The organism is Candidatus Binataceae bacterium, assembly GCA_035508495.1.
Taxonomy (GTDB): domain Bacteria; phylum Desulfobacterota; class Binatia; order Binatales; family Binataceae; genus JASHPB01.
This window is the reverse complement of record DATJMX010000057.1, coordinates 72287-87296: the sequence shown is the minus strand read 5'-3', so window position 1 is coordinate 87296 and position 15010 is coordinate 72287. Positions and strand designations below refer to the sequence as shown.

General features: G+C 62.1%; 13 protein-coding genes. 4 read left to right on the top strand and 9 right to left on the bottom strand.

Annotated features, from left to right (window positions below):
- Nucleotides 1-38 precede the first annotated feature (38 nt).
- The 3 genes from VMA09_18345 to VMA09_18335 are packed head-to-tail and all read left to right on the top strand — an operon-like array spanning nt 39 to nt 2195.
- Nucleotides 39-989 (top strand): LLM class flavin-dependent oxidoreductase, encoded by a 951-nt coding sequence (locus VMA09_18345; GenBank protein ID HUA35576.1) that lies wholly within the window; start codon nt 39-41, stop codon nt 987-989.
- The gene (locus VMA09_18340) at nt 979-1563 is read left to right on the top strand and encodes a hypothetical protein (GenBank protein ID HUA35575.1); all 585 of its coding nucleotides are present in this window, start codon (nt 979-981) and stop codon (nt 1561-1563) included. Before VMA09_18345 ends, VMA09_18340 begins: the two co-directional genes overlap by 11 nt.
- Nucleotides 1560-2195, top strand: a complete 636-nt coding sequence (locus tag VMA09_18335) for a hypothetical protein (protein ID HUA35574.1) — start codon at nt 1560-1562, stop codon at nt 2193-2195. The genes VMA09_18340 and VMA09_18335 overlap by 4 nt, the downstream gene beginning before the upstream one ends.
- Before the next feature lie 250 nt (nt 2196-2445).
- Here the strand turns inward: VMA09_18335 and VMA09_18330 are convergent, their stop codons facing one another.
- From VMA09_18330 to pstS, 3 genes are all read right to left on the bottom strand, one after another.
- The gene (locus VMA09_18330; protein ID HUA35573.1) at nt 2446-4443 is read right to left on the bottom strand and encodes an ATP-dependent helicase; all 1998 of its coding nucleotides are present in this window, start codon (nt 4441-4443) and stop codon (nt 2446-2448) included.
- 39 nt (nt 4444-4482) lie between these two features.
- Complete coding sequence (locus tag VMA09_18325; protein ID HUA35572.1) at nt 4483-4917, bottom strand: hypothetical protein; 435 nt, start codon at nt 4915-4917, stop codon at nt 4483-4485.
- A gap of 131 nt (nt 4918-5048) precedes the next feature.
- Nucleotides 5049-6080 (bottom strand): phosphate ABC transporter substrate-binding protein PstS, encoded by a 1032-nt coding sequence (pstS, locus tag VMA09_18320; protein HUA35571.1) that lies wholly within the window; start codon nt 6078-6080, stop codon nt 5049-5051.
- Nucleotides 6081-6299: 219 nt separating this feature from the next.
- Between pstS and VMA09_18315 the strand changes: the two genes are divergently transcribed.
- Nucleotides 6300-8621: a CoA transferase gene (locus tag VMA09_18315; GenBank protein ID HUA35570.1), complete on the top strand. Its 2322-nt coding sequence runs from the start codon at nt 6300-6302 to the stop codon at nt 8619-8621.
- Nucleotides 8622-8724: 103 nt separating this feature from the next.
- Here VMA09_18315 and selB read toward each other — a convergent pair whose 3' ends face one another.
- From selB to VMA09_18285, 6 genes are all read right to left on the bottom strand, one after another.
- A complete protein-coding gene (selB, locus tag VMA09_18310) occupies nt 8725-10653 on the bottom strand; it encodes a selenocysteine-specific translation elongation factor (GenBank protein HUA35569.1) in 1929 nt (642 codons plus the stop codon).
- A gap of 132 nt (nt 10654-10785) precedes the next feature.
- Nucleotides 10786-11295 (bottom strand): hypothetical protein, encoded by a 510-nt coding sequence (locus tag VMA09_18305; protein ID HUA35568.1) that lies wholly within the window; start codon nt 11293-11295, stop codon nt 10786-10788.
- A gap of 189 nt (nt 11296-11484) precedes the next feature.
- Entirely contained in the window at nt 11485-11859 is a 375-nt protein-coding gene (locus VMA09_18300; GenBank protein ID HUA35567.1) for a limonene-1,2-epoxide hydrolase family protein, read from the bottom strand.
- Between the two features lie 28 nt (nt 11860-11887).
- Nucleotides 11888-12373, bottom strand: coding sequence for an AAA-associated domain-containing protein (locus VMA09_18295; protein ID HUA35566.1), 486 nt, complete (start codon nt 12371-12373; stop codon nt 11888-11890).
- On the bottom strand, nt 12373-13131 hold the full coding sequence (locus VMA09_18290) for an ABC transporter ATP-binding protein (protein ID HUA35565.1): 759 nt from the start codon (nt 13129-13131) through the stop codon (nt 12373-12375). Before VMA09_18290 ends, VMA09_18295 begins: the two co-directional genes overlap by 1 nt.
- A 38-nt stretch (nt 13132-13169) precedes the next feature.
- Nucleotides 13170-14897, bottom strand: coding sequence for an ABC transporter permease subunit (locus tag VMA09_18285; GenBank protein ID HUA35564.1), 1728 nt, complete (start codon nt 14895-14897; stop codon nt 13170-13172).
- Nucleotides 14898-15010: the final 113 nt, after the last annotated feature.

The window sequence follows — 15010 nt, the reverse complement described above, 5'->3', positions numbered from 1 at the left end:
ATGATGTCCGTTAGCGCGCAATTGATGGAGTTTGTTCGATGAAGCAGGTCAAGGTTGGCGTTGGCTTCGGCCTCTGGCGCCTCGGGATGCCATCGGCGGACGAACTCGTCCGCGTCGCCGCGCGCGCCGAGGACTGGGGTCTCGATTCGTTCTGGCTCTCCGATCATCTTCTCGCGCCCTCACCCGAATTAGACGTAGTCGCGACGCTTTCCATGCTCGCCGCACATACGTCGCGCATGAAACTCGGCCCGAGCGTCCTGCTGCTCAACCTCAGGCATCCGCTGATGGTCGCCAAGGCATTCGCCTCGCTTGATTACCTCTCGGGGGGCCGGATGGTGATGGCGGTCGGCACCGGCGCGAACGTCGCCGACTATGCGCTCTGCGGCGTGCCGGCGGAATCGCGGGGCAAGCGGCTCGACGAAGGAATCGAGGTGCTGCGCGCGGTCTGGAAGAATCGCAAGGCGAGCTATCACGGAAAATTCTTCAACTTCGATGACGTCACGATCGAGCCGCGCCCCACGCCGCGTACTAACAACGAATCGGGCACGATGGACATCTGGGTCGGCGGCAAATCCGACGGCGCGCTCAAGCGCACCGCCCGCCTGGCCGACGGCTTTTTCGCTTCGTTCCAGACGCCCGACGAATACGCGACCAGTATCAATAAGATTCGCGAGTATGCTGCCGGTTACGGCCGCGCCAACGCGCGTATCGAGGCGGGCCTCATCCTACTCTGCCGCATTGCGGGCTCGCGCGAGAAGGCGCTCGATGAAATGAAGCCGATGCTCGCTGCGATGGGCCGCGGCGCCGAGCAGTTCCTCGAGCGCTCGGTGTTCGGCTCGCCCGAGGATGTCATCGGCCGCCTCAGCGAGTACACGCAGCACGGCCTCGACAAGTTCGTGCTGTGGCCGATCGCGGAGCCCTCGGCATGGCCGCGGCAGATCGAGCTCATCGGACGAGAGATTGCCTCGCACTACGCACGTGCATCGTAAGCGCCGGCTCCTCACCGCAATCGCGATCGGATTGGCGCTCGCGCTCGGCGCAGGATGCAAATCATCGCCGCCGTCGCCGGCGCCCGTGCATCGTAACCTCTACGCAAGCGCCGAGGATGTCGAGCTGCAATTTCGTGGCAAGACCTTCGTTCTCGGCGATAACAACGAGGTTGCCGAGGTCCGTCCCGTCGGATGGCCCAAGGATCAGTTCATGCGCCTGCCGTTCTGGTTCGGCATCAACGTGCTCGTGCCTGGAGTCACGCAGCCGAAGGAAGGCGACTACTACGTCATCAGCGAGGCGATGCTCGGCAAGCCACTCGCGACCGACGAATGGATGATCGAAGCGGGCAGCACTCTGGTTAAGCAGGAAGCGGTTTTCGATACAACGCGCACGCACTATGTCGGCACGGGAAAAATCCTGCCGACGATCGTGCAATACATGGGGCTGCGGCAGTTCACGACGCCGGAAGGCAAGACCGTGCAGATTCCGATCCTGCGCGAGGTCTCGCTGCCGATGAAGTGGACGCTCGAGGGCGGCATCCCTGCGAGCTACGCCCGCTACCACAAGGAATGATCGCGCGCCGCATCATATTCGCCGCGCTCGCGCTTGCGATCGTGCCGTTCGTCTCCGCGTGTCCGAACAAGGCGCTCGATTTCGGCCCGACCGGCGAAATCACTACGCCGCCCGACGACCAGCTGAGCCGCGACATCATCCGCGACTTCGCGGGCCACGATTTCGTCCTCGGCAACAACGATCGCCAGGCTGAGGTAACGCTCTACGGCCAGAAGCCGCCGCATAAGCTGCTGATCCCGTTCTGGCTCGGCGTGAATCCGCTCTACCCCGGATTCCTGCGCCCCACAGTCGGCCATATCTATGTAATCAGCGCGTCAACGGCAGTGCTCCCGCTCGGCAACGACGAATACCTGATCCGCGCCGGCTCAAAGCTCTTCAAAAGCGACACGCTCTTCGAAACCACCCACACCCGCTACACCGAAATGGGCCCGATGCTCCCCACGATCGTGCGCTTCACAGGCACCCGCGTGATCACAGTCCCAAAGGACGCCCCCGCCACCGGCACGATCACCGAGAAGGTCCCAGTCCTACGCGAAGTATCACTCCCAATGCATCTCGACGAGCCAGACCCAGGCTACGCAAAATTTGAAGTGAGAAATCCGGTCTCGTCGGCATCGTCTCAACCGCACTAGGTTCGCTGGAGCAAAACGCGCGGACCAGCGTATGACAATCAGTTAGCACGAAGCCTTCCTATCCCTCTCCTGGGATAAGGAGAGGGGCCAAACGGTCAGGAAAAGCTGTGATGACATCGTGTTAGCGAAGTTCCGTCAATCCACCTCCCGTTATTTCACGGGAGAGGGCGCCTGGCGCGCGATCGAGCGCCTTTGGCAGGTGAGGGTTCTGAGTATTTGAGACGCAGCGAATATTTCACTGCGAATTAGATCAGTTGTCCTCGGACTCCTGCAGCGTCGCCGTGGGGAGCAAATCGGGCGGGACATCTTCCAGGAATCTTGAGGCGCGGCCCATTACGTGACCGAAAGTGCGGTCGAACATGTAGATGGGGTACGAGAGGTAGAGTTCGTCGCGGGCTCTGGTTGAGGCCACGTACATCAGGCGACGTTCTTCTTCGATTTCTTCGGGGCCTACGCTCATTGGACCGGGGAAGCGGCCGTCTGCGGCCCAAATCAGAAAGACCACTTTCCATTCGAGACCTTTGGCGGAATGGATCGTGCTGAGGGTGACGTAGCCTTCTTCGGGTTCCGTTGATAACACGCCGTCGAGCGAATCGGTTGGCGGCTCGAGCGCCATGTCGGCGAGCATCGATTCGAGCGAACGATAGCGCTCCGTCAGATTCTGGAAATGCTCGAGGTCGCGCTCGCGCTTCGGATGGTCGTCGGGATAGGCCTCGCGCATCAGCGGCAAGTAGTATTCGAGCGTCGATGCGATCTGTTCCGCGGGTCGCTGGCCCTCGCCGCGCAGCACCTGGAACAATCCTGCGAGGCGCTTCAGACCGCTCTCAGAGCCAGCGCGCGTGCCGCCCATCTTCGCCAGCGCATCTTCAGGCCGCTCCGCACTGACGATCGCGTCGACCGAACGCTCCGCCGTGCGATGGCCTATCCCCTTCACCAGCATCAGTATGCGCAGCCACGACACGGCGTCCGTCGGATTCGCGACAACGCGCAGATGCGCGAGCACGTCTTTGATGTGCGCGGTCTCGATAAACTTGAAGCCGCCGCGCTTGATAAACGGGATGTCCCGCCGCTGCATCTCGAGTTCGAGGTCGAACGAATGAAAGCTCGAGCGGAACAGCACCGCGATTTCGTTGAGCTCGACGCCTTCCTCGCGCAATTCGAGGATGCGCTGCGCGACGAAACGTGACTGCATGTGTTCGTCCTGTGCGCGCACCAGCAGCGGGCGGAACTCGCCGCGCCGCCCGGTGAATAGCGCCTTGGTGTATTTCTCACCGGCGCGCGAAATCAGGTCGTTGGCGACGTCGAGAATTCCCTGCAGCGAGCGATAATTCTCCTCGAGCTTGACCAGCTTGGCGCCGGGAAAGAGCGCCGGGAAATCCATGATGTTGCGGAAGTTCGCGCCGCGAAACGAATAAATTGACTGCGCGTCATCGCCGACCGCCATCACATTGTGATGATCCATCGCGAGCAGCCGCACCAGCTCGGCCTGGATCAGGTTGGTGTCCTGGTACTCGTCGATCATGATGAAGCGGTAGCTCTCCGCGATACGCTTGCGGATATTCGGATACTGCTGGAGCAGCTCGGCGAGCCGATAGAGCAGATCATCGTAGTCGAGCAGGCCGCGCTCGCGCTTGTATTCTTCGTACTTCGCGGCGAGTTGCAGGATTTCCGTCTTGTGCTCGATCAGGTGCGGAAAATCGGTCTCGATTTCTTCGTCCAGCTCGCGCCGCTTGTTGCGCGCCATGCTGATCACTTCGGCGATCGTGCTCTTCTTCGGAAAGCGCCGCTCGCGCGAGCCGAGGCCGAGGCGAGTGCGGAGCAGGTTGACGACGTCCTCCATGTCGGCGCGATCGAGGATGGTGAAATTCGGCTTGAGGCCCATCGCGTTGCCATGGCGGCGCAGCACGGTATTGGCGAACGAATGAAAAGTGCCGCCTGCAACTGCGCCCGCGCGATCGCCGACGAGCTGCTCCGCGCGCCGGAGCATCTCCTGCGATGCGCGCCGCGTGAACGTCAGCAACAGGATCGCGCCGGGCGGCACGCCGCTCTCGATAAGCCGCGCGACCCGATAGATGAGCGTGCGTGTCTTGCCGGAGCCCGCGCCGGCGATCACGAGCAGCGGACCCTCGCGATGACGCACCGCTTCAAGCTGCGCCGAGTTCAACAGCTCCGCGTATTTGATCTTGAAATTGCGCTCGTCGGTAGGCGGCGCCTTCGGCTCGCGCAGATATATGACCTTGTCGGCCACGGCGCGCATATCGTATCACGCCGCGGGCCTGCGATGCGGCTAGGGCACGAACAGATTCGGCGCGATCGTCGGAATCGGCGTCGGAAAGCGCGCGATCGGCGTCCGCGCGCTGAAGATACTCGTTGGCGGCGACGGCGTGGCGAACGGGCTGAACGTCATATAATCAGGCGGCGGCTCGGGCTGCTCCTTGCGCACGTGAGAATCAACGACGATCCGATTATCGACGGTGATTTCCTGGGTGCCGAGGTAGGCGCGCGCGCGCTGCTCGGCGTGGTAGCGACCCTGGTCCGTCGCGACGAAGCCGTAGAGAATCACCTGGCGGCTGCCGTCGTCGCCGTCGAGCACCTGCGCCCCGACCATCGGCAGCCGATGCTTGTGCAGATGCTTCGTGAGCGCCTGGCTCGAGGCGTCGTCGCGGGTGTAATGCTCGGCGAGCGCGGTCCCCGCAAGGACGATCATCACGATGGCGGCCACCCGCAATATCCTGCAACCCACTCGCGCGCCTCAGGCCGGATCATAACCCCCGACGCGTACGCTGTGCATCAAAAAAATCGGCGTGGACACGTTAAGCATCCACGCCGATCTCACCGGGCTATGCTACTTTGCTACTGAATCTGGATCATGCCGATCTGCGCCTGCTCCTTCTGCACCACCGCCGCAGGCAGCGGAGCGTACTTCAGGGGTGCCGCATATTGCTGACCCGTCGTGAGCGCCCAGCCCAGGAACTTCTTGATCGCGTCGCCCACGTCCTTGTTCTTCTGCTGCTGATAGACCAGCAGATAAGTGAACGAGGAGATCGGATAGGCCTGCGGTCCGGGCGCATCCGTGATCGACACGCGGAAGTCGGCCGGGATCTGATCCGCCATCGAGGCTGCCGCCGCCGTTACGCCGTCGAGGCTCGGCACAATCCAGTTGCCCGCCTTGTTCTGCAGCGTCGCGTACGGGATGTTGTTGTGGAGCGCGTAGATCAACTCGACGTAGCCAACACCCCCGGGAGTCTGCTGGACCAGCGCGGTCACGCCCTCGTTGCCTTTGCCGCCGAGGCCCGACGGCCACTTCACCGACGTGCCCTTGCCCACATCGGTCTTCCAGGAGTCGCTCACCTTCGACAGATAGTCGGTGAAGATGTACGAGGTGCCGCTGCCGTCGGAACGATGGCAGGTCACGATGTCGGTGGAAGGAATCGTCGCGCCGGGATTGACGGCCTTTATCTTGTCATCGTCCCACTTCGTAATTGCGCCGGAAAATATATCGGCAACGATCGGACCGGTGAGCTTCAACGTTCCGGTAAAACCGGGCAAGTTATACGCGATAACGACCGCGCCCATCACCGAGGGGAAATGCAGGATCTTGCCGGGCGCCGCAGAGAGCTGCTCGTCGGTTAGCGGCGCATCGCTCGCGCCGACATCGACGGTGCGATTCGACAGCATCCGGATGCCGCCGCCGGAGCCGATTGACTGGTAGTTGAACCGCACGCCGGGATTTTCCTTGGCGTACACGTCGAACCATTTCGAGTAAATTGGATACGGGAAGGTTGCGCCCGCGCCGTTGATCAAAAGATCGGCGTGAGCCGCCGCAAAAATTCCGCCGAGGGCCAGGAAAGTAGCAGCAAGCAGCAGCAGTCTTGGTTTTCGCATCGAGTTCTATGATCCTCTGGTTAGAGTTATCCCCCGCCGCGAGCCAGCCCGCGGCGCGGAGAACCTACGGACCGCAGGTTAACGGCGAATGAACCGGTCATTTCACTGCCTTGAATTTCCCACTCATGTGCACAAATGACTGGTTTGTTTTCGCACATCTCATTGTGGTTAGTTTTGGCTCCAAGGCCGCCAGCCTCAGCGATCGATAGTGATTAAGTGATGAAAACCGCACTCGCAGGAACGTCGGTACTGGAATTCGATTCCCATCTCGGCGCCGCTTACGCCGCGATGCTGCTCGCCGAGCAGGGCGCGCGCGTGCTGCGCGTCGAGCGCCCGGAAGGCTCGAGCTTTGGCGGCACGCCGCACTATCACGTGCTCAATCGTTCCAAGGACTCGATCGTGCTCGACTTCGCATCGAGCGCCTCGCGCGGCCGTATCGCCGAGTTCGTCCGCGCCGCCGACATTATTGTTACTGGCTCCGTTCCGGCGCGGCTCGCCGAGCTCGGTCTCGACTACGAATCGATCAGCAAGTTGAACCCGCGCGCGATCGTGCTGAGCATCTCGCCGCTCGGCGGCAAGGGTCCCGACGCCAACGTCGATGCCGACGAAGACCTGGTCGCGGCGCGCGGCGGAATCTCGGGCTCGCAATGGGCGCGCAGCGGAAATCCCGTGCCGCTGGTCTTTCCCGCGGCGAGTTATTCCGCTGGCGTGATGGGCGCGACGGGAGCTGCGGCGGCGCTCATCGCGCGCGGACGCGACGGCCGCGGCCAGCTCGTCGAAGCGTCTCTACTGGCGGGCGCATTCTCGCTCCAGACCGGCAGCATCCTGCGCCACGATAAAATGACCACGCTCTATCACGGCCCGCAGGATCCACTCGGACCGATTCCAGTCTATCGATTGTTCGAGGCGTCCGACGGCAAGTTCATCTTCGCCGCGTGCGGCAACGCGACCTTCTGGGGCAAGTTCGCAATCGCGATCGATCGCCCCGACCTGGTCGGCGACGAGCGCTTCGAAAACGCGCCGTGGGGTGTTCCCGGCGAACACTGGCAGGCGCTCAAGGACATTATCGAGCCGATCATCAAGACCAGGCCGCGCCACGAATGGCTCCGCATCCTGCGCGAGGCCGACGTGCCCAACGCGCCCGTGATGACGCGGCAGGAGTTCATCGACGATCCGCAGACGCGCGCGCTCGGGATGCGCCAGGAGCTCGACGATCCCGCGCTGGGCGCCACGGTGCAGATGGGCCAGCCGGTATTTCTGAACGACACGCCGAGCTCGATCAAAAATCCCGCGCGCGAGCCGCGCAACGATCGCGCCGCCGCCGAATGGCTTCGCGAGGCGGCAAAGGATCACGCGCCAACGCGATCGGCAGACACGAAAGCGCCGCTCGATGGCGTCGTGGTGCTGGATTTCGCGAGCTACATTGCGGGCTCATACGGTCCGATGATCCTCGCCCAACTCGGCGCGACGGTGATCAAGATCGAAAGCCTCGAGGGCGATTCGTTTCGCCATTTCGGTTTCGGCTTTCTCGGATGGAACCAGGGCAAGCGCGGCCTCTCGCTCGATCTCACGTCGCGCGAAGGCCTCGAGATCGTACACGAGCTCGCGCGGCGCGCCGATGTCGTCGTCGAGAATCTGCGGCCCGGCCGCATGAAGCGCTTCGGCCTCGACTACGAAAGCCTCGCCGCGATCAACCCGCGCATCATCGTGATGTCGGTCAACGCGTTCGGCAATCGCGGCCCGGAGCATAATCAGCCGGGGTTCGATCCGCTGCTCCAGGCGCGCTCGGGCGTGATGACGGCGCAGGGCGGACCGCATTCGCATCCGGTGTATCTGACCTGCGCGATCTGCGACTACGGCGCCGCGATGCTGTCGGCATACGGATGCGTGCTGGCGTTGAAAGCGCGCGAGGCGACGGGCCGCGGACAGTTCTGCGAGACCTCGCTGTTGCAATCGTCGATGGCGTTCCAGGCGGGCGAGTTCATCTTTTATAAGGGCCGCCCCGACATGGAGAACGGCAATCCCGAACGCCGTGGCGACTCCGCGATCGTGCGCGCCTACAAGTGCCGCGACGACGGATGGCTGTTCATTTCGATAAAGCACCCGTCAGAGTGGGAAGCACTGCGCAAAACAATCGCCGATCTCCCGGCGATGCCGTTCGAGTCGGCCGCGAACGAGCAGGCCCACGCCGCCGAAGAAAATCTCGCCACGCACCTCGCAGCCGCGTTCTCAATGATGGATCGTGCCGCGGCGCTCGACCTGCTGAAGCGTGCCGGCATTCCCGCGACAGCGATTCAATACGCACGCGATCTCTTTAACGATCCTCAGGTGCTCGCCAACGAGCTGATCGCCGAGCTGCCGCATTCGCAATGGGGCCGCATCTGGCAAACCGGCGCCCTTATCAAGTTCAGCGCAACGCCACCGCCAATCGATCGCGCCGCCCCGCTGCTCGGCGAGCACACGAGCGAAATCCTGCGCGATTTCCTTGGCTACGATGACGCGAAGTTAACATCATTGCGCGAGCGCCGAATCATCAAATAGATTTCTGCGCAGTGAAGAACCTGCCGTAGCGGAATCGAGCGATCCGTGGTGGCACTGAAGGTGCCGCTGCCAGTTAGCGCCCGCGGCGCTTTCATTTTGTCGATCAGGATTTCGCGCGCGGACGGCGGACGTCGCCGACACGCAGCGTCACGCCGGCGTGATCGAAATAATCCAGCAGCGCGATCGAGAACTTGCGCGATGCGCCCAGCAAATCGCGAAAGGTCGCCGCGGTAATTTCCGGATGGGTGCGGAAATGCTCGTCGAGCTTTGTTCGCGCGGCGTCGAGCGCCGAGCGCGCGAAGTACAAATCGGTGGCAATCCGGGCGACGCGTCCCTCGCGTTCCATCGCGGCGATCACCGAGCGCAGGCGCGGTACCTCAGAGGGCGGGAGCTTCAATGATTCCGCGAGCTGCTTCAGCTCGGGAGGTTGGAACGCCGCCTGCGCGAGCGCTTCTTCGACTTTGGCCCCCAGCTCGCCCGCCTGACCTCCGAGCTGCACGCGATGCGATTTGAGCCGCAGCACGTTCTCCTCGCGTACGAGATCGCACTCGCGGACCAGGCGATCGATCACCGGACGAAACGCGCGCGCCGCAACCTGGAAAGGTAATCGCGCGCGCAGCGCTTCCATCTCGAGCCCGGGCGCCAGCGGCTCCGCCTTATGATGCTCCGCGATCGCGGTCTGCGCGCTGCGTTTCAATTCCTCCCACTTGCTGCGGGTGGTGAAGCCTTCTTCGTCGCCCATCGAAAATCTGATGAAGCGCGGATCCTTGAACGCCTCGTCAGCCTCGCGCGGCGGGCGATTCATTAGCACCGCGGCGCGGGCCGGCGAGAGCGCGAACGTCTCCTGCAAATTGAGGAGGGCTTCGAACGCGTCGGCGCCGCCGGCCTCGCGAAGTATCGTGAGGTTGGCGCGATACTCGTCGAGCGGCTTGCGCGATCGGCGCCCGAGCGGATTCAGCACGACACCGCCGCCCAAGGTCCGCGAGTTGGTTTCATCGCGGATAACGAAGCGATCGCCGCCCAGCGCAACCACCTCGCCGTCGCATACGAGCTGCACGAGTCCCGATGATTTGGGCTCAATCGTCGCGTTGTCGCCGAGCATGATTGCCCGCGCGATCGTCTCAGCGGTCGCGATAAACAAGCGCACGCGCTGATTGTTCTTGAGCGCGCGCTTCGCCGCAGGCCGAATCTCCAGCCACGCGTCGAAGCGCGCGGTCGTGAAATCGAGCCGCTCGTCGGCGAGTACGTCACCGCGTCCGAGATCGATCTTCTCCGTGCCCGAGAGATTCAGCGCAACGCGCTGGCATAGTCCCGCGCGATCGACCGACTCCGAATGAACCTGGATCGATCGCACGCGCATCTCTTCGCCGCCCGGCAAAGCGCGGAGCTTCTGCCCGACCTGCACATCAGCGCCCATCGCCGTACCGGTGACTACCGTGCCGTGGCCCTTGATCGTGAACGCGCGATCGAGCGGCAACCTGAACACGCCCGTGGCGCGCCGTGCCTCGAAGCCATCGAGCGCGCGCACGATCTCGCCGCGGAGCGCATCTATTCCCGCGCCACTGATCGACGAGACCTCGAGAATCGGCGACCCCGCAAGGCTCGTGCCGTCAGCCAGTAGCTCGATCTCTTCGCGGACTTCGCGAAGCCGCGCCGCATTGACAAGGTCCGCCTTGGTGATCACGAATATTCCGCGATGCGTGCCAAGCAGGTGCAGGATGTCCAGATGCTCCTCGCTCTGCGGCATCACGCCGTCGTCGGCCGCGATCGTGAAGAGCACGAGATCGATACCGTGCGCGCCCGCGAGCATGTTGCGGATGAAACGCTCGTGACCGGGGACATCGACGATCCCCGCGCGAGTGCCGTCGGGCAGCGTGAAATACGCGAAACCGAGATCGATCGAGATCCCGCGCTCCTTCTCTTCCTTGAGCCGGTCGGTTTCCTGTCCCGTGAGCGCCTTGATGAGCGCGGTCTTGCCGTGATCGATATGACCGGCGGTGCCGATGATGGCGTGGGTGACTGGCGATGCCATCGCATCGCCGAGCTTACACGCCGAGATACGCCGGCGACAGGATCGCTTTCACGCAGTTTGGGATGTGATGAAACGGGAAAGCCGTCTCTCGCAAGGTGCTTGCGAGAGACGGCGTCGATCGGTGGTCAGTCGTTACTGCTGAGGAGTAGTGGGCGTGGTCGGGGTGTCGCCGTTGGTGCCCTGGGTCTGCGGGTCGCTGTTCTGGAAAATCTGCTTCATCAGGGCTTTACGGCTCTGCTGAATGCTGGTGAGCTGAGTCAGCGCCGACTGGACGTTAGCGCGGTTGGCGCTCGACAGTCCGTCGAACAAGCCGACAACCACATTCATCTTATCCTGCTCGAGTTTGTTCTTGTCGGTCACGAGAGTGTTGGCCGCCTGGGTGCAATCCGAGCTCGTGGCGAAGCAGTTTAGCAGAGCGGTGCGGTCGCCCTTGACCTTTTCAAAATCGGCCTTCAGGCCGGAATTCTGAAAGGCGGTCCGCATCTGGTCATGGGTGATTCCGCCCGCGCGAGCCAGCAGGAATATCTCGCCGCCGCCATGACGATGGCCGTGTCTGCCGAAGCTCGCCGACGCTACTCCATAAGCACCCGCGCAAATCGAAAGCGCCGCAATCGCCGCTATCGCAATCCTTTTCTTGGTCATTTCCGTAAGATTCCTTCCTTATTTTGCGCCGGCTCCCTGCCGCGCAATGGCTATCAAAGTGTTCACATAGAATGACGCTCGGAAGGCTTTTCAAGTTTCAGCGGCAAATACTGCCATTATTGAGCGGAAGCGAAAACGGCTGCGAGGCGATGCCTGCAGCCGCTTTCGATACCGATGCAGTCCGCCGGGTCAGGCCATCTGCTTGGTGAACATTGCCATGTCGAAATAGTCGCGCCAGGCGCATAGCTTGCCGCCCTTTACCTCGAACACGCCAGTGACCGGGAGTTCGATATGCTTGCCGTCTTTCTGATCGAAAATATCGACGCGTTCATTGAACACAACGTTTCCGGCCGCGGCGGTGTGAAGGATCTTGAACTGGATACTTTTGGCCCCCGGCAGAAAGCTGTTGATCGTAGCCCGGATCGCGTCCTTACCCTTGGCTGCCGGGAGCGGGATGTTGTGATAGACAGCATCGTCGGTGAAGAAGCCCATCAACTCTTCGATGTTGCCGCGGGTCCATGCAGTGCAGAAATCGCTAACGATTTTCTCAGCTTCGGTCGCCATCTGAAATGCCTCCTTGGCGCTGAGCGCCTTATTCCTGATCGAGGTAGAACCGGTCTTCGTCCTTGTTATAGCCGAAAAGCTCGGCAAATCGACCCCAATTGACGATGGTCTGGTACTGGCGCTCGGGCTTTTCGTTGGGCAGCAGCATCGCCAGATGCTCGAGCACGATTTCCTTGGTCAGCGAGCGATCCTCCTGTCCGCGCAAGAGACGAATGATGTACTGGATCAGGCCCAACTGTTTCAGTTGCTCCTTGACGATAAGCTTGCGCGCGTTGACGTCGGATTCGAGGAACTGTTTGCCGAACGGCTCCAGCACGACGTCGCCGGCCGGCGTCGAAACGAAGCCTAGGATTTCGCCGGCTTTCATCACGCGCAGCAGATCGTCGAACTTGAAGTTGAGCTCGCGGGCGATTTTGTAGCCGTCTTCGCGGCCGCCGCGATCGTCGAGAAACTCAAGCAGGCCGAACAGCCACGTGAGTCCGCAATCGGGAAGGGGGTTGATTCCGGAAGGCATCAGCCGCGCTCCTCGATTAGCGAGAACACCTTGTCGGTCCAGTGATTGAAGGCTTCGCTGCGCCGATCGCGCGGCCGCGGCAAGTCGACTCTCAGATCGCCGACGACTCGTCCCGGGCTCGACGCCAGCACGATGATTCGGTCGGCCAGCTCGACCGCCTCCTCGATAATGTGCGTGACGATAATCAGGTTGCGCACGTGCATGTCGGGCGATTGCCAGATGTCGAGCAACTCCTCGCGCAGCGTGATCGCCGTCAACGCATCGAGCGCCGAGAACGGCTCATCGAGCATCAGCACCTTGGGCTCGACCGCGAGCGCGCGCGCAAAACCGACGCGCTGCTTCATGCCGCCCGACAGCTCGCGCGGGTAGGCTTCCTCGAAGCCGTCGAGTCCGACCTTGTCGATATAAAAGCTCGCGCGCTTCTCGCGCTCTTCGAGCGGCATGCCGCGCGCCTCAAGTCCGAGCTCGACGTTCGATTTCACACTGAGCCACGGCAGCAGCGCGAAAGATTGGAACACCAGCGCGCATTCGAGGTTGATGCCGTCAACCTGGCGGCCCTGGTAAAGGACCTGACCGGCAGTCATCGGCATGATCCCGTTGATGATTCGCAAGAGCGTGGACTTGCCGCATCCCGAGGGTCCGACCAGCGCGACGAACTCGCCCTCCTCGATGTTGAAATTAATGTCTTGAAGTACGTTAAGCGTACCCTTGGAATGAGCGAAACTTTTAGAGATGTGTTTGAGCTCGAGCAGGGCCATGGGTCAGTTGGATCCGAGTCGCACATGATTGAGTTGCGTCAGTAGTCGAGCCTGAACCGCTCGGTCGCCATATCGTACAGGCGGCGCCACATCAGCCGGTTCAACATTATCACCACCAGCACCATAGAGAGCAGACTAACCAGGATCATCACGCTGTTGCCCGTGCGATAGGTCGCCTCGTCGAGCAGCGCGCCGAGTCCGGTCACCGAATAAGTATGGCCCTGGTAAATGAAGTATTCCGAGAGGATGAGCGCGTTCCATCCTCCGCCCCAGGCCGTGATACTGCCGGTGATAAGCGACGGCATGATGGCGGGAATGACGAGCTTGCGCCACGTCGCAACCCGCGAGAGGCCAAAGGCGCGCGCCGCCTCCTTGAGATCGGCGGGCACCTGGTTGATTCCGGCGAGCAGGTTGAAAAGCAGGTACCATTGCATCCCGGTGAGGAGCAGCAGGATCGATGCGAGGTTCATCCCGCCGGTCACGCGGATAACCAGCAGCACGATTATCGGGAACAGCGCGGTGGCCGGAATCGAGCCGACGATCTCCGCGATGGGCGTGATCGCGCGGTTGAAGCGCGCGCTCTCGCTCGCCCATAGCGCGACCGGCACCGTCCACGCCAGCGAGATAAAATAGCCGATCGTCATACGGAGCGTTGAATAAACCGCGGCCAGCGGAATCTCCTTGACCTCCGACGGCCACGGCTTGAGCAGCGCGCGCGCCAGCGCGATCACTCCCGAGCCGACGACCCAGATCGCGAAGATCGCCGCGGCGATGCCGAGAGTGATCTTCAAGGCCCGCGAGAAACGCTGCGATTGCTCGGCGGCGAGAACCTGTGCGCGCGGCATGGCCTGTATCGCTCTGCCAAGCGCGCGCATCGGCGGCAGCAGGATCGAGCGCAGGGTTCGCACGATCGTCGGACCGATTCCTCCGATCAGCCCCACCATTCCGGGCGCACGCTCTGGCCCCGACGATGCGGCAAATTCGTATTTGAATTTGTCCGCCCACGCGCTGAGCGGCTGCCAGATGATCAGATCCATCACAATGATGATCGCGACCAGCATCAGCAGTCCCATCGTCAGGTCGACCGTGTCGCCCTTGTCCGTCGACTCCATCAGGAAGCTGCCGAGGCCCGGCAGCCGGTAATTCGCGGGACCGACGGTGATAATTTCGCAGGCGATGAGGAAGTACCATCCCGCCAGCCACGACAGGATCGAATTGTAAACCAGCTTCGGGATACTCGCGGGCAGCAGCAGGCGCTTGAATCGCAGCCATCCCGTCGCGCCGAACGCGCCGAGCGCTTCCTGCGAGTCGTTCGGGATGGTCTTCACCGCTTCGTACACCCCGAGCGCCATGTTCCACGCCTGGCTGGTGAAGATGAGGAACACCGCCGCCATCTCCACGCCGAAGCGGCTCCCATGCGCGAGCGCGACGAAGAAATAAATCGCGGCCGGGAAGAATCCAACCACCGGCACCGACTGCGCGATGTCGATAGCGGGGATCAGGACGCGTTCCCATCTGGGACTGCGCGCCGCCGCCATCCCGTATACGATCGAGAAGACGAGCGCGAGAATATACGCCGCGAGCATCCGATTGAACGAGCAGAAGGCATAGTAGGGCAGATGCTTCAACGCGACCGGCACCGTAGGCAGCGCAACTTGCTGGGCGTGCTCGCGATAAGCAAAGAAGAGCGCGATGATCGCGGCGAGCGTGAGAAATGAGATCAGGCCGCCGACCAATCTGCGTGGAGTTAGTTCAAACGGAAACATCGCGCCTCAATCGAAGGTCACCAGCATAGCTGCGCAAGGATTTTGCTCAAGACTTCACACTTGATTCCAGAGAGATTCGACAGCTCGGATTCGTTGACATTGGATTGTGGGCC